The sequence below is a fragment of the Gordonia sp. p3-SID1431 genome (genome assembly GCF_025143765.1).
Lineage (GTDB): Bacteria > Actinomycetota > Actinomycetes > Mycobacteriales > Mycobacteriaceae > Gordonia > Gordonia hongkongensis.
This window is the reverse complement of sequence record NZ_JAMBDT010000040.1, coordinates 1-14419: the sequence shown is the minus strand read 5'-3', so window position 1 is coordinate 14419 and position 14419 is coordinate 1. Positions and strand designations below refer to the sequence as shown.

Sequence of the window (14419 nt, the reverse complement as noted above, 5' to 3'; positions counted from 1 at the left end):
CCGCCGAGGACACCACGATGCAGATGATCCGCTGCCCGCACTGCGGGCCCCGTGAGGAAACCGAGTTCCACTACGGTGCCGCGGCCGGTGTCGCCTATCCCGAGCGACCCGCCGACCTCGACGACACCGCGTGGGCACACTACTTGTTCTTCCGGCCCAATCCCAAGGGGGCGATGACCGAACGGTGGTGCCACACCACCGGGTGCCGCCAGTGGTTCACCGTCGAGCGCGACACACGCACGCACGCCTTCACCGGCGAGACGGTGCCCTCGCGGTCGCCCGCCACCGCATCCCCCACCGAACCCGCATCCGGAGCAGCCCGATGAGCACCACCGACCCGAAATCCACTCCCGCTCAGCCGTTCCGGACCGGAGCCGGTGGACGCATCGACCGGAGCACGCCGATCGACTTCGTGTTCGACGGGGTCACCTACCGCGGCTACGCGGGCGACACCCTCGCGTCGGCCCTGCTCGCCAACGGGGTGCGGGTGGTCACCACCAGCGTCAACCTCGGGCGCCCGCGCGGCGTCACCGGAGCCTGGGCCGAGGACGCCACCGCGCAGGTCGGCATCGACGCCCCGTTCGTGGAACCGATGGTGCCGGCCACCACCGTCGCCCTGTGTCCCGGCCTCGTCGCCCACGGGGTACCGGGCTGGGGAAAGCTGAGCAGCACCGTCGACGACGCCCGATACGACTCGCTGCACCACCATCCGGACGTGCTCGTCGTCGGTGCGGGCGCCGCGGGCCTGATGGCGGCCCTCAATTGCGCCCGTGCCGGAGCCCACGTTCTCCTGGTCGACGAGCGCAGCGAACCCGGTGGCCGTACTCCCGGCGCCGGATGGGTGGCCGAGGCCGTCGCCGAGCTCGATGCCCACCCGAACGTCACGCGTCTGACCCGCACCACCGCGTTCGGCGCCTACGACGACGGCTTCGTGCTGGCTGTCGAACATCGCACCGATCACCTCGGTACCGATGCGCCCGCACACCTCTCCCGGCAACGGGTGCACCGTATCCGGGCCCGACGTCTCGTTCTCGCCACCGGCGCCCACGAGCGACCGATCGTCTTCGCCGGCAACGACGTGCCCGGGGTCATGCTGGCCGGCGCCGGCGGTGACTACCTCAGCCGCTACGGCGTCCGGGTCGGCCGGACGGCCGTGGTCTTCACCGCATGCGATTCCGCCTACACCGCGGCCTTCGCGCTCGTCGACGCCGGGGTCTCGGTTCCCGCCGTCGTCGACGTCCGCCCGGCCGTCAGCGCGGACCTGGGCGAGAACGCCCGCCGGCGCGGCATCCCGATCCTCGCGGGTACGACCGTGATCCGAGCGCACGGCACCGATGCGGTCACCGGGATCGACCTCAGCGACGGCTCGTCCCTGGTCTGCGACACCGTCCTGGTCAGTGGCGGTTGGAATCCGGCGGTGCACCTCTGGAGTCAACTGCGCGGAACCATCGCCTTCGACGACCGAGCCGCGACCTTCCTGCCCACGGGAACCGTGTCTAAGACCGAGATCGTCGGTGCCGCAGCGGGTTCGACCACCTTGGGCGACAGCCTGGCCGACGGTCGACGCGGCGCGGTGGCGACCCTCGCCGGACTCGGTATGGCGCCACCGGAGTTGCGCGCCATCCCGCGCGTCACCGAGCGGATTCCGGCCGCGCCGGCCGTCTGCTGGTACGTGCCCGGCAGTCCCGACGACGACACCCTCTCGTTCGTCGACCTCCAGCGCGACGCGACCGTCGCCGACATCGCCCGGGCGCTGGGTGCCGGGATGCGATCGGTGGAACACGTCAAGCGCTACACCACCATCGGCACCGGGCACGACCAGGGCAAGACCTCGGGCATCGTCACCTCCGGCATCGTCGCGGAGATGCTCGGCATCCCCGTGAACGACGCCGGCACCACCACCTTCCGTCCTCCGTACACCCCGGTGACCTTCGCCGCGCTCGCCGGACGTGATCGCGGCGACCGGTACGACCCGGTGCGGCGGACCCCGATCCACGACTGGCACGTCGAGCGCGGCGCCGTCTTCGAGGACGTCGGCCAGTGGAAACGGCCGCGGTACTACCCGCGTGGCGGCGAGGACATGCACGACGCGGCCCTCCGCGAATGCGCCTCCGTGCGAACGGGAGTGGGCATCCTCGACGGCTCCACCCTCGGCGTGATCGATGTCGCCGGTCCCGACGCCCCGGCCTTCCTCGACCTGCTCTACACCAACATGATGAGCACCCTCGCGGTCGGCAAGGTCCGCTACGGCGTCATGTGCGGCGCGGACGGCATGGTGTTCGACGACGGCACCGTGATGCGGATCGCCGACGACCGCTACACCGTGTACACCACGACCGGCAACGCCGCGGCCGTCCTCGACTGGATGGAGGAATGGCATCAGACCGAGTGGCCGGACCTCCGGGTGTGGATGACCTCGCTGACCGACCAGGTGGCCACGTTCCCGGTGGTCGGCCCACGCTCGCGCGACGTGGTGGGCACCGTGTTCCCCGATCTGGACGTCTCGAACGATGCGTTCGGGTTCATGACGTGGCGGGACACCACCTTTCGCGGCGTGCCCGTGCGGATCGGGCGGATCAGCTTCTCCGGGGAACTCGCCTACGAGGTGAACGTCGGGGCCGGTTATGCCCAAGCGGTGTGGCAGGCACTCATCGACGCCGGTGAACCGCACGCCATCACCCCCTACGGGACCGAGACGATGCACGTCCTGCGCGCCGAGAAGGGCTATCCCATCATCGGCCAGGACACCGACGGCACCGTCACGCCCCACGACCTCGGGATGAGCTGGGCGGTCTCGAAGAAGAAGCCGGACTTCATCGGCAAGCGATCATTCGCGCGTGAATCCGCGACGGCGCCCGACCGCAAGCACCTCGTCGGACTGCTGCCGGTCGACGGCAGCACCCGGCTCCCCGAGGGTTCGCAGATCATCTCCCACCGCGTCGACCGCACCCTGCCACCGCCGCCGGTGCCGATGCTCGGGCACGTGACGTCGAGTTACCGCAGCGCCGAGCTGGACCGCCCGTTCGCCCTTGCGCTGGTGAAGGGCGGTCGCGACCTCATCGGCAGCCGGCTCGATGTCCCCATCGGCGACACGCTGTGCGAAGTCGAGATCACCACAACCGTTTTCGTCGACGCGGAAGGAGCCCGACGCGATGGCTGACACCACCGTGCATTCTCTGCCGGACAACGGCGCCCTCGAACCGGTTTCGCCGTTGCAGCACTGGTCGGCGAGGTTCGCCGAACTGGCCCCGGCCGTACTGCTGCGCCCGACCCCGGTGGCACAGACGGTGATCCGACCGACCGAACCCGCCGCGGCGGAGCAGCTCGACCTGCCCGGCGCCTGCCGGATGACGCGCGACGGGGACACCACGGTCGTCTGGCTGGGTCCCGACGAGTATCTCGCCTACGCGGCCGGCATCGCACCGCACGAGTTCGCCGCGGCGATGGCCGACCGTGCGCAGGGCGGCGCGTATGTCGCCGATGCCTCCGGCCAGCGCACCCGCCTCGTCGTCGGCGGCCCGCACGCCGAGACGATCCTCGCCCACGGTTGCGCGATCGATCTGTCGCCGAGGAGCTTCGGGCCCGACGACGTGGCCCAGACACTGCTGGCCCAGGCCGCGGTGATCGTGCATCGCGTTCCCGACGGATTCGCCCTCCTCGTCCGCAACTCCTACGCCGACTACCTCGCCGCGTGGCTCGTCGACGCCGCCACCGAGTACGCCATCGTGCCCGCTCCTTCCCCGCTGCCGTAGAGGAACCCCATGTCTCATCGATTCACCCTCACCCTGCGATGCCCGTCGCGCAGCGGCGTCACGCACGCGATCAGCTCGTTCCTCTACAGCCACGGTTGCGAGGTGCTCGACCATCAGCAGTACGACGACCCGATGACCCACACCCTCTTCGTACGTACCGAATTCGCGTCCGCCCACGAGTCCGGCTCACAGCAGCTGTCGGCGGCTTTCGATCATCTCGCCACCGGTCTGGGCGCCGAATACTCGATCAACGACCAGACACCGCAGCGGATCCTGGTGATGGTCTCTCGACTGGGGCACTGCCTCAACGACCTGATCTTCCGCTGGCGTTCGGGCACCCTCGGCGGTGAGCTGGTCGCCGTCGCCTCCAACCACACCGATCTGGCCCCGATGACCGAATCGGCCGGCCTTCCGTTTCACCATCTACCGGTCTCCCCGGAGACCAAGCCGGCGGCCGAGAACGCGATGCTCGACCTGGTGTCGTCCTACGACGTCGATCTGGTCGTCCTCGCCCGGTACATGCAGATCATCTCCGACGAGACCTGTTCGGCACTGCGCGGCCGGGCCATCAACATCCACCACTCGTTCCTGCCGGGCTTCAAGGGCGCCAAGCCGTATCACCAGGCACATCAGCGCGGAGTCAAGTACGTCGGCGCGACCGCGCACTACGTGACCCCCGACCTCGACGAGGGCCCGATCATCGAGCAGGAGGTCATCCGCATCGACCACACCCACGATCCGCGCCGACTCGCCACTGTCGGCAGCGACGCCGAGGCGCTGGCCCTGTCGCGCGCCGTGCGGTGGCACAGCGAGTACCGGGTGCTGATGAACGGGACCAGCACCGTGGTCTTCACCTGACCAAGCCCTGACCCACACCTGCCCGAAAAGGATTGTTCCCCATGGCTGCACCGAAAGTCGTGATCGTCGGCGCCGGCATCGTCGGTACCTCACTCGCCGACGAGCTCACCCAGCGCGGTTGGACCGACGTCAACGTCCTCGACCGCGGCCCGCTCTTCGCCACCGGCGGGTCGACCTCGCACGCGCCGGGCCTCGTCTTCGCGACGAATCCGTCCAAGACGATGACCGCGCTCGCCTCCTACACGATCGAGAAGTTCTCCGCGCTCGCTCATCCCGACGGCTGGTGCTTCAACCCGGTGGGCGGACTGGAACTGGCCACCACCCCGGAACGGTGGGAGGACCTGCATCGCAAGGCCGGGTGGGCGGCCGCTCGTGGCGTCGAACACCGACTCGTCGACCCCGCGGAATGCGCTGCGATGCATCCGCTCCTCGAACGCGATGCTGTCCTCGGCGGGCTGCACACGCCGAACGACGGCCTCGCGAAAGCGTTGCGCGCGGTCGAGGCCCAGGCCCGCCGCGCGATGGCGCGCGGCGCCGAGTTCCGTGGCGGACAGGAGGTGGTCGACGTGGTCGAGGCCAACGGTGAGGTGCGTGGGGTCCGCACCACGACCGGAGTCGTCGACGCCGACATCGTGGTGTGCTGCACCGGTTTCTGGGGCCGCGAGTTCGGCCGCCGGGTGGGACTGACCATCCCCCTGGTCCCGATGGCACATCAGTACGCGATCACCACGCCGGTCGACTCCCGCCGCGGCGTCAATTCCGCCCTGGCCGAGGCGACGCTCCCGATCCTGCGCCACCAGGACCGCGACCTGTACTACCGCGAACACGGCGACCGGATCGGCATCGGCTATTACGGTCACCGGCCGATGCCCTCGGACGTGGGCGACCTGGACCACGACACTGCGATCACACTGGCGGACATGCCCTCCAAGCTCATGTTCACCCCGGAGGACTTCGACGACGCGTGGCAGCACTCGGTGGCCCTGCTACCCGAACTCGGCAACGGCAAGGTCGAGGAGGGCTTCAACGGGATCTTCTCGTTCACCGCCGACGGCCATTCGGTCATGGGCGAACATCGCGACCTGGCCGGTTTCTGGGTCGCCGAGGCCGTGTGGGTCACCCACTCGGCGGGCGTCGCGAAGACGATGGCGGAGTGGATGATCGACGGCACCCCCGGTATCGACGTCCACGAGACCGACCTGTACCGCTTCGAAGACGACGCACTCACCGACGACTTCATCCTCACCACGAGTTCGCAGGCCTTCGTGGAGGTCTACGACATCATCCACCCGCACGATCAGCGCAGGGCCCCGCGCAACGTGCGTCTCAGCCCGTTCCACGACCGCGAGGCCGCACTCGGCGCCGAGTTCTGGGAGAGCGGACTCTGGGAACGACCCGCCTGGTACGAGGCCAACCGTCCGCTGCTTGATCAGAAGCTCGCCGACGGGCTCGTCATACCGGAGCGCGACAGCTGGTCGGCCCGGCACTGGTCGCCTGTCTCCGTCGCCGAGGCGGCGCACACCCGCAGCCACGTCGCGATGTACGACATGACCCCGCTGACCCGGTTCGAGCTGTCGGGTCCGGGTGCGCTCGCCCTTCTCCAACACCTCACCACCAACAAGATGGACAAGTCCGTCGGCTCGGTGACCTACACGCTGATGCTCGACGAGAAGGGCGGCATCCGTTCGGATCTGACCGTCGCCCGGCTCGCCGACGACGTGTTCCAGGTGGGCGCCAACGGTCCGCTGGACTTCGACTGGATCAGCCGGCACCTCCCGGCGGACGGCTCGGTCGTCCTGCGCGACATCACCACGGCCACCTGCTGTCTCGGTCTCTGGGGCCCGCTGGCGCGCGACGTGCTGGCACCGCTCACGCCGGCCGACCTCACCAACGACGGCCTCCGCTACTTCCGTGCGCTCACCACCACCGTCGCCCGAATCCCGGTGACCCTGATGCGTGTCTCGTACGTGGGCGAACTCGGTTGGGAGATCTACACTTCCGCGGCCGACGGACCGGCGCTGTGGGACGCGGTGGCAGCGGCGGGCGATCCCCACGGCATCATCGCGGCCGGCCGGATCGCCTTCAACAGCCTGCGGATCGAGAAGGGTTACCGGGCGGCCGGTTCCGACATGACCACCGAGCACACGCCCGCTGCTGCCGGGCTCGGTTTCGCCATCCGCAAGACCGCGGACGACTTCCTCGGCCGCGCCGCCCTGGCCGAGCGTGATGCGCCGAACACGCTGCGCACCCTGCGTTTCACCGATCCGGCGGCGGTCGTCCTGGGCAAGGAGCCGGTATCGATGGGCGGCCGGGTCGTCGGCTACGTCACCAGCGCCGGGTGGTCGGCGACGGTCGGCGCGTGCCTGGCCTACGCCTGGTTGCCCGCCGACCTCCCCGACGACACCTCGGTCGACGTCGCCTACCAGACCACCCATCACACGGCCGTCGTCATCGCCGACCCGGTGGTCGATCCTCAGATGACCCGGATCCGGAGATGAGCGGTTCCGGGTACCCACCGACGCCCGTGACCCGCCCGGGACGGCTTGCCGCGGTTCGCGACGCGGTTCCGGTCCCACCCGCCCCGACCGGTACCCTGGGCGCTGCGATGACTGAGCAGAGTGCGGAGACCGAACGTCCGGGGGGCGCGGTCGATCGGGCACTGCAGGTGTTGGAGCTCGTCGGGTCCGCCGGGTCGGCCGGCATCACCGAACTCGCCGTCGAGCTCGGCGTCCACAAATCCACCGTCTCCCGAATCGTCTCGTCACTCGAGGCACGCGGTTTCGTCGAGCAGGTACCGGACGGTCGCAAGTACCGGATCGGCCTCACGGTGGTCCGCCTCGCCGGGTCGACGATGGCAACCCTCGACATGACCAGATGTGGGCAGGACACCTGTGACGCGCTGGCCGCGCAGACCGGTGAGACCACCAATCTCGCCGTCCTCGCCGAGTCGCAGGCCATCAACGTCGTCGAGGCCAAAGGGCCGTCCGCGGTCGCCCTCCGCACCTGGGTGGGCCAGGCCTCCCCCGCTCACGCGACGTCCTCGGGGAAGGTCCTGCTCGCAGGTCTGTCCGAAGACGAGGTGCGCGAGACCTTCGCGGGCGGGTTGACCAGGTTCACCGACCACACGGTCGTCGACATCGACGACCTCGTCGCCGACCTGCGCGAGGTCGAGCGCCGGGGTTGGGCGATGGCGGTGGAGGAACTCGAGGTCGGCCTGGTGGCGATTGCCGCACCGGTACGCGATCACACGGGCACCATCGTGTGGGCCCTGAGCGTCTCCGGCCCGCGCTATCGGCTCGACCCGGACGACACGGAGGAGCTGACCGCGACCGTCGTCTCTGCGGCCGCCGATCTCAGCCGCATGTTCGGCTACCGTGCGGCGGGTTCGGCCAGCGTCCCCGGGATCATCGAGAAGTCGTGACGTCGGCCGGCCGCCGCCCACGTGGCCGCAGTCGGGGAGATCTGGTCCACTGGAGTACATGCGCGACGTCCTGCGGTCCCTGACCGAACTCCTCGACGGCGACGACGCGCGTCCGGTCGCACTCTGCCGGGTCGTCGGCGCGTCGGGATCGGCACCCCGCGAGCTCGGCGCGGCCATGATCGTGACCGAGGACGACACCGTGATCGGTTCGGTCTCCGGTGGCTGCGTCGAATCCGCTCTCGTGCACACCGCCCGCGACGTCCTCGCCGACGGGGTCGCGATCGTCGAACAGTACGGCGTCGACGATCCCGACAGTCCCGCGCCGGGTCTGACCTGCGGCGGGCACATCGAAGTTCTCGTCGAACGTGTCGCACCGAGCAGCGGTCGGCGCGGCCAGCTCGACCGACTCGCGGCGGCGATCGACGCCGGCGAACCCGTCTCGTGGGCCACGACCCTCACCGACGAGACCGACTGGTACTTCGCCACCGCCGCCTCACAGCAGCCGTGGCGCCGCCTCGACCGCGACGTCGCCGATCTCCTCGCCACCGGCCGGACCGGCCTCATCGGCGTCGACGACTGCGATGCCCCGTCCGACGAACGTCCCCGGACCTTCGTGCAGACCTTCGGGCCGCCGGCCCGGTTGATACTGGTCGGCGCCAACGACTTCGTGCGTGCACTCAGTTCTGTTGGGGCCGGTCTCGGCATGCGGGTGACGGTCGTCGACGCACGACCGGTGTTCGCCACCCCCGAACGCTTCCCCGACGCCGACGAGGTCGTCGTATCCTGGCCGGATCGCTTTCTGGCGGAACAGATCCGGGACGGCCGGGTGGGTCCGTCGACGGCGGTCTGCGTGATGACGCACGACCCGAAATTCGACGTACCGACCCTGCAGGTGGCACTCGGCTGCCGGCAACTCGGCTTCGTCGGTGCACTCGGGTCGCGGCGGACGGTCGCCGATCGCGACCAACGCCTCCGCGAGGCGGGCGTCGACGACATCCAACTCGACCGGCTGCGCTCACCCCTGGGCCTCGATCTCGGCGGACACACCCCGGGCGAGGTCGCAGTCGCCATCGCGGCACAACTCATCGCCGAGCGGCACGGCGCCACCGGCGCACCGCTGCACGCCGGCGACGGACCGATCCACCGCCGGTAGCGTCGACCTCCGGGTCAGAACCCGGTGAACCGCGGCGGACGCTTCTCGGCCCGGGCCGCGCGGCCCTCCCGCAGGTCGTCGCTCTCCCACGCACGCATCATCGCCGCCGCCCGATCCTCGGGGGCGGCGTCGCGCGCACCGTCGCCGTTCAGGACGAGCTTGTAATGCTGCAGCGTCAACGGGGCGAGGCCGGCGATCGTGCCCGCCCAATGCTGCGCGTCGGCGAGGTCGCCGATGCGGTTGGCGAACCCGAGTGCGTGCGCACGGTCGGCGGTCAGCGGATCGCACCCGATCAGCATCCCCCGGGCCTGCCCCGCCCCCACCAGCGACACCAGGCGTCGGATGGTCCATTCATCAACGGCGACACCGAGTTTCGCCGCCGGTATGCCCGCAATCGCATCCGGCGCCATCACCCGGAGGTCGGCGGCCATCGCCAGCTGCAATCCTGCGCCGATCGCGGAGCCGTTGAGCGCCGCGAGCACGGGCACCGGGGATGACTCGATCTTCTTCAGGGTCCCGACGAGGGTGTCGAGAAAGCCCTTCTCGTACACGGGACCGGACAGGTCGGCGCCGGCACTGAACACCGGCCCCCGCCCGGTCACCACGATGGCGCGCGCACCGGACCCGAGTGCGGCGTCGAACGCATCGGACAGGCCGGCGAGCATCTCGTCGTTCAGGGCGTTGCGCTTGTCGGCCCGGTCCAGCTCGATCGTGACGACCGCCCCGTCGGTGGTGGAGTGAATCATGGGCCCCAACCTACCCACCGCACCCATTCGACACGTCGTGACAAGGTGGGGACGTGCAGATCTCCCCGGCCGGCGCAGCGCCCGCACCGCACTCGGATGTGTTGATCATCGGCGGCGGACAGGCCGCACTCTCAGCGGCCTATTTTCTCGAGCGGTTCGGCCTCGGCGATCGCTACCAGATGCTCGACCACGCCCCCGGGCCCGGCGGGGCCTGGCAGTTCCGGTGGCCGACGCTCACCCTCGCCACCGCCAACCGCGTCCACGACCTGCCGGGGTGGGGCCTCGTCGAGGCTCTCGGCCTGGACTGTGACGAGCTCCCGGCGGCCACCGCCGTCCCCGAGTACTTCGGGCGGTACGAGGAGAAGTTCGGTCTGACCGTGCATCGACCCGTGCACGTGCGCGCCGTGCGCCGCGAGGACGACGGCTTCCGCGCCGAGCTGGGCGACGGCGGGTCGGTCACCTCGAAACTCATCGTCAACGCCACCGGCACCTGGGACCGTCCGTTCATCCCACATATCCCCGGGGCCGCCGATTTCCGCGGCCGGCAGCTGCACACGCACGACTACACCTCGCCCGCGGAGTTCGAGGGCAAGCGGGTCCTGGTCGTCGGCGCGGGCATCTCCGCCATCCAATTGTTGATCGAGATCGCCCGGGAGGCGCCCGGCAGCGAGACGTTCTGGTGTTCCCGGCGCGAGCCCGTCTTCAACCCGGAACCGTTCACCCCCGAGCAGGGGCGCGAGGCCGTCGCCCGCGTCGAACGGCGGGTGCGCGCCGGGCTCCCACCCACCTCGGTGGTGTCGGTGACCGGGCTGGCACTCACCCCCGCGATCGCGGCCGCGCAGCGCGACGGAATCCTCGCGTGGCGCCCGATGTTCACACGCATCACCGAGACCGGGGTGTGCTGGGACTGCGACGGACCATCCGGCGACTCCCCCGATCACCCGGACGTCCCGGAGCACCTGGATGTCGACGTCATCTTCTGGAACACCGGTTTTCGCAGCGCCATCGACCATCTCGCCCCGTTACGCCTGCGCGCGCCGGGTGGCGGCATCACGATGGCCGGCCGCCTCGCGACGGTCGTCGACGCCGATCCCCGGATCCAACTGCTCGGCTACGGCCCGTCGGCCTCGACGATCGGGGCCAATCGCGCCGGGCGGGAGGCGGCACGGGTCGCGGCCGAGCTGCTCGGGGTGCCCTCAGGCTCTTCTGGGAACACGCTGTAGTTGCCACCACTTGACAAGGTGTTGTGTTTTCACAACACTGAGTCAGGTGAGTCCAATACGCCGTGGGGAAAAGCTCCCCATCTACAACCGCATCGGCGTGCTGCGGGCGGAGCGTCGGATGTCGCGGGCCGAACTCGCCGCAGTCGTCGGCATCAACGTCCAGTCGGTGGGCGCACTCGAGCGCGGCGACAACTACCCCAGCCTCGACCTGGCGTTCCGCATCTGCGACGTCTTCGACCTACCGGTGGAGGCGGTGTTCAGCCGGCACGAATTCGGGGCGATGTCGTCGGCGCTGTACCGGCGCGAATCGTCGCCACGTCAAGACCTGCATCCAGCCACCCACACCGACGAGTCCGGAGGTGAACGATGAACGACCCCAATTCGGCCATCCCCGAGGGAGCCACACCCGCCCTCTGGCGCCGCTACGAGGAGTGGCGGGGCCGCCGGCACCAGGAGTTCAACGACAAGAACGCCCACCGCCTCACCTCGTGGCGCACCCGGCGAACCTATCGACGGCTCGTGCTCGTGCAGGCGTTCTTCGCCATCCTGCTGATCCTCAGCTCGATTCTCGCGTTCTTCGACACCGGTATCTTTTTGGTGCCCTTCCTGATCGGACTCGCCGGCATCATCACGACCCTGTACCTGACACGGATCGTCACCGGGTCGATCGCCGACACGCCGGTCACCGCTCTCGACGAGATCCAGGTGGCGCAACGCAATTCGGCGCGTTCCATCGGTTTCACCGTTCTGTACAGCCTGATGTTCATCCCGTACGCGGTGCTGGTCGTCCTCAGCTTCGACGACCAGGTGTCCGGCCAGGCGGTCTACGGATCGGCCATCCTGCTCATCACGCTCGTCCTCGCCGCGATCTGCGTGCCCACCATGCTCACCGCGTGGTGGATGGCCGATCCCGATCCCGAGGACTTCGCGTCATCGACATCCGACCCGACCACCATCCCCAGTGAGGAGAGTGCGCAATGACCGCACCACTGATCGTCGACGGGCTCCACAAACGCTATGGAGACCTCATCGCCCTGCGCGACATGACCTTCTCCGTCGACCCCGGTGAGATCTTCGGGTTCGTCGGCAGCAACGGCGCCGGCAAGTCCACCACGATGCGCATCATCCTCGGCGTGCTGGCCGCCGACGCCGGAGAGGTTCGCCTCGGCACCCAGCCGATCGACCTCGATCTGCGTCGACGAATCGGGTACATGCCCGAGGAGCGAGGCCTGTACCCCAAGATGAAGGTCGGCGAACAGCTGACCTTTCTCGCACGGCTGCACGGGATGTCGGCGGCCGAGGCGCAGGATTCCGTCCAGCGGTGGACCGATCGCCTCGGCGTGGGCGCCCGCTACGACGACAACGTCGCCGACCTGAGCCTCGGCAACCAGCAGCGGGTCCAGCTCGCCGCCGCCCTGGTCCACGATCCCAGCGTCCTGGTGCTCGACGAGCCGTTCTCGGGCCTGGACCCCGTCGCCGTCGACGTGATGAGCGACGTGCTCAAAGAGAAGGCTGCCGAGGGCATCCCGGTGATCTTCTCCTCGCACCAACTCGACCTCGTGCAGCGACTCTGCAACCGGGTGGGCATCATCGCGCGCGGTGAGATGCGCGCCCTCGGCACGGTCGACGACCTGCGTGCACGCGAGGGCATCACGCTCGAGATCACCGGGCCGCGTGCCGATGTCGCGTGGGCCGACTCCCTGCCCGGTGTCCGCGGCGTCGACTACCGCGAGACGACCCGCCTGCTGATCGACCCTGAGATCGCCGACGATCAGCTGATCCTGGCGACCGCCCTCCAGAACGGGCCGGTGCACCGGTTCGCGACCTCGACCCCGTCCCTGACCGACCTGTTCCGAGAGGTGGTTTCCGCATGACCACGCTACCCGACACCCCGGTGTCCACCACCGGTTCCGATCCGAGAGCATCTGCCGCACAGGCGATCCGACTCGTCGCCGGCCGCGAGATCACCACGCGCGCCAAGACCAAGTCCTTCGTCGTCAGTACCGCGCTGCTGATGATCGTGATCGTCGCCGGGTCCATCATCATCAACCTGTTCTCCGGCGGCGACGACGTCGAGAAGGTCGCCGTCGTGGGTCAGCCGGCCGCCGTCACCGAATCCATCGTCTCCGTCGGTGAGGCCTCCGGCACGACGATCGCCACCGAGCCGGCCGACACCGTCGAACAGGCACGCGATCGGGTCAACAGCGGCGACGTGAAGGCCGCGCTGGTGCCCGGAGAGACGCCGGGATCGTATGTGATCATCACCAAGGACAGCCTCGAACCGGCTGTGGAGGGCCCGATCCGCACCGCGGTGTCGCAGGCGAATCTCTCTGCGGCACTGGCCGAACGCGGTGTCGACGCCGCCGCCCTGCCGACCGTGGACATCTCGGTCTCGCAGACCGAACCGGACAACCCAGACGAGGGACAGCGCCTGCTCATCGCGATGGTCGGCGTGGTGCTGCTCGTCACCGCGATCATGATGGGCGGCACGATGGTCGCCGTCGGCGTCGTCGAGGAGAAGACGTCGCGCGTCGTAGAACTGCTCCTGGCGACCATCAAGCCGCTGCATCTGTTGTGGGGCAAGATCATCGGCATCGGTGTGGTCGCCCTCGGGCAGGTGGTACTGCTCGGTGCCACCGCGCTGATCGCGGGAACCGCGACCGGAATCCTCACCCTTCCGGGCGCCGCCATCGGGATGTTCGCGGCGGTGATCGCCTGGTTCATCCTCGGCTTCCTGTTCTTCTCCTCGCTCTACGCGGCAACCGGGGCCATCGTCTCCCGGCAGGAGGAGCTGAACTCGTCGTCCGCGCCGCTGACATTCCTCGCGGTGGCGGTGCTGTACTCCGGCATCTTCGGTGTGCAGGCGATGGATTCGACGTTGATCGAGGTGCTCAGCTGGATACCGCCGTTCAGCGCGGCGCTCATGCCGATGCGCATCGCGACCGGCGACACCGATGCCGTCCAGATCATCGTCACCTTCGGCCTGATGGGCGCCGCCTGTGCTGCGGCCACCTGGATCGCCGCGCGGATCTACCAGCGGTCCATCCTGCGCACCGGCTCGCGGATCGGCTGGGGCGAGGTACTCAAGCTCGCCCGCTGAGCCTGAGGAGCGAGCTTGCGAGCGTCACCCTCCGACCCCTGAGCTGAGGAGCGAGCTTGTGAGCGTCACGAAGGGTCCTGTTGCGATGCGTGGCAGGACCCTTCGCCGCGCCCTCCGCTGGTTGAGCCGGCAACGAGCCGCTAGGCGAGTCGCCGTGTCGAAACCA

At 69.3% G+C, this 14419-nt stretch carries 13 protein-coding genes; 12 read left to right on the top strand and 1 reads right to left on the bottom strand.

Features of this window, described 5'->3' with window-relative positions; translation table 11 throughout:
• Positions 1–17: 17 nt before the first annotated feature.
• The 7 genes from M4D77_RS12180 to M4D77_RS12150 all read left to right on the top strand — a co-directional run bounded on the left by M4D77_RS12180 (position 18) and on the right by M4D77_RS12150 (position 9184).
• Positions 18–326 carry a sarcosine oxidase subunit delta gene (locus tag M4D77_RS12180; protein WP_065630783.1) on the top strand — a complete coding sequence of 103 codons (309 nt, stop codon included), beginning with the start codon at positions 18–20 and terminating at the stop codon, positions 324–326.
• Complete coding sequence (locus M4D77_RS12175) at positions 323–3160, top strand: 2Fe-2S iron-sulfur cluster-binding protein (protein WP_259936309.1); 2838 nt, start codon at positions 323–325, stop codon at positions 3158–3160. Before M4D77_RS12180 ends, M4D77_RS12175 begins: the two co-directional genes overlap by 4 nt.
• On the top strand, positions 3153–3752 hold the full coding sequence (locus M4D77_RS12170) for a sarcosine oxidase subunit gamma (protein WP_259936308.1): 600 nt from the start codon (positions 3153–3155) through the stop codon (positions 3750–3752). The genes M4D77_RS12175 and M4D77_RS12170 overlap by 8 nt, the downstream gene beginning before the upstream one ends.
• 9 nt (positions 3753–3761) lie before the next feature.
• On the top strand, positions 3762–4610 hold the full coding sequence (gene purU / locus M4D77_RS12165) for a formyltetrahydrofolate deformylase (RefSeq protein WP_137810978.1): 849 nt from the start codon (positions 3762–3764) through the stop codon (positions 4608–4610).
• A gap of 41 nt (positions 4611–4651) precedes the next feature.
• Complete coding sequence (locus tag M4D77_RS12160; protein ID WP_137810979.1) at positions 4652–7108, top strand: FAD-dependent oxidoreductase; 2457 nt, start codon at positions 4652–4654, stop codon at positions 7106–7108.
• A gap of 107 nt (positions 7109–7215) precedes the next feature.
• Positions 7216–8031, top strand: coding sequence for an IclR family transcriptional regulator (locus M4D77_RS12155; protein ID WP_259936307.1), 816 nt, complete (start codon positions 7216–7218; stop codon positions 8029–8031).
• Positions 8032–8089: 58 nt separating this feature from the next.
• A complete protein-coding gene (locus M4D77_RS12150; RefSeq protein WP_137810981.1) occupies positions 8090–9184 on the top strand; it encodes an XdhC family protein in 1095 nt (364 codons plus the stop codon).
• A gap of 14 nt (positions 9185–9198) precedes the next feature.
• Here M4D77_RS12150 and M4D77_RS12145 read toward each other — a convergent pair whose 3' ends face one another.
• Positions 9199–9930, bottom strand: a complete 732-nt coding sequence (locus M4D77_RS12145; protein WP_259936306.1) for an enoyl-CoA hydratase — start codon at positions 9928–9930, stop codon at positions 9199–9201.
• 53 nt (positions 9931–9983) lie between these two features.
• Here M4D77_RS12145 and M4D77_RS12140 point away from each other — a divergent pair, with 53 nt between their 5' ends.
• The 5 genes from M4D77_RS12140 to M4D77_RS12120 are packed head-to-tail and all read left to right on the top strand — an operon-like array spanning position 9984 to position 14253.
• Positions 9984–11153 (top strand): NAD(P)/FAD-dependent oxidoreductase, encoded by a 1170-nt coding sequence (locus tag M4D77_RS12140; protein ID WP_259936305.1) that lies wholly within the window; start codon positions 9984–9986, stop codon positions 11151–11153.
• A 46-nt stretch (positions 11154–11199) separates the two neighbouring features.
• Positions 11200–11523, top strand: a complete 324-nt coding sequence (locus M4D77_RS12135; RefSeq protein WP_065630775.1) for a helix-turn-helix transcriptional regulator — start codon at positions 11200–11202, stop codon at positions 11521–11523.
• Positions 11520–12134 carry a hypothetical protein gene (locus M4D77_RS12130; protein WP_259936304.1) on the top strand — a complete coding sequence of 205 codons (615 nt, stop codon included), beginning with the start codon at positions 11520–11522 and terminating at the stop codon, positions 12132–12134. Before M4D77_RS12135 ends, M4D77_RS12130 begins: the two co-directional genes overlap by 4 nt.
• Positions 12131–13027, top strand: a complete 897-nt coding sequence (locus tag M4D77_RS12125; protein WP_159370294.1) for an ABC transporter ATP-binding protein — start codon at positions 12131–12133, stop codon at positions 13025–13027. Before M4D77_RS12130 ends, M4D77_RS12125 begins: the two co-directional genes overlap by 4 nt.
• Positions 13024–14253, top strand: coding sequence for an ABC transporter permease (locus tag M4D77_RS12120; RefSeq protein WP_065630772.1), 1230 nt, complete (start codon positions 13024–13026; stop codon positions 14251–14253). Before M4D77_RS12125 ends, M4D77_RS12120 begins: the two co-directional genes overlap by 4 nt.
• Positions 14254–14419: the final 166 nt, after the last annotated feature.

Bases quoted from the DNA above. Each gene is read 5' to 3' on its own strand.
- M4D77_RS12180 (WP_065630783.1), top strand. From the start codon at position 18: ATGCAGATGATCCGCTGCCCGCACTGCGGGCCCCGTGAGGAAACCGAG.
- M4D77_RS12175 (WP_259936309.1), top strand. From the start codon at position 323: ATGAGCACCACCGACCCGAAATCCACTCCCGCTCAGCCGTTCCGGACC.
- M4D77_RS12170 (WP_259936308.1), top strand. From the start codon at position 3,153: ATGGCTGACACCACCGTGCATTCTCTGCCGGACAACGGCGCCCTCGAA.
- purU (WP_137810978.1), top strand. From the start codon at position 3,762: ATGTCTCATCGATTCACCCTCACCCTGCGATGCCCGTCGCGCAGCGGC.
- M4D77_RS12160 (WP_137810979.1), top strand. From the start codon at position 4,652: ATGGCTGCACCGAAAGTCGTGATCGTCGGCGCCGGCATCGTCGGTACC.
- M4D77_RS12155 (WP_259936307.1), top strand. From the start codon at position 7,216: ATGACTGAGCAGAGTGCGGAGACCGAACGTCCGGGGGGCGCGGTCGAT.
- M4D77_RS12150 (WP_137810981.1), top strand. From the start codon at position 8,090: ATGCGCGACGTCCTGCGGTCCCTGACCGAACTCCTCGACGGCGACGAC.
- M4D77_RS12145 (WP_259936306.1), bottom strand. From the start codon at position 9,930: ATGATTCACTCCACCACCGACGGGGCGGTCGTCACGATCGAGCTGGAC.
- M4D77_RS12130 (WP_259936304.1), top strand. From the start codon at position 11,520: ATGAACGACCCCAATTCGGCCATCCCCGAGGGAGCCACACCCGCCCTC.
- M4D77_RS12125 (WP_159370294.1), top strand. From the start codon at position 12,131: ATGACCGCACCACTGATCGTCGACGGGCTCCACAAACGCTATGGAGAC.
- M4D77_RS12120 (WP_065630772.1), top strand. From the start codon at position 13,024: ATGACCACGCTACCCGACACCCCGGTGTCCACCACCGGTTCCGATCCG.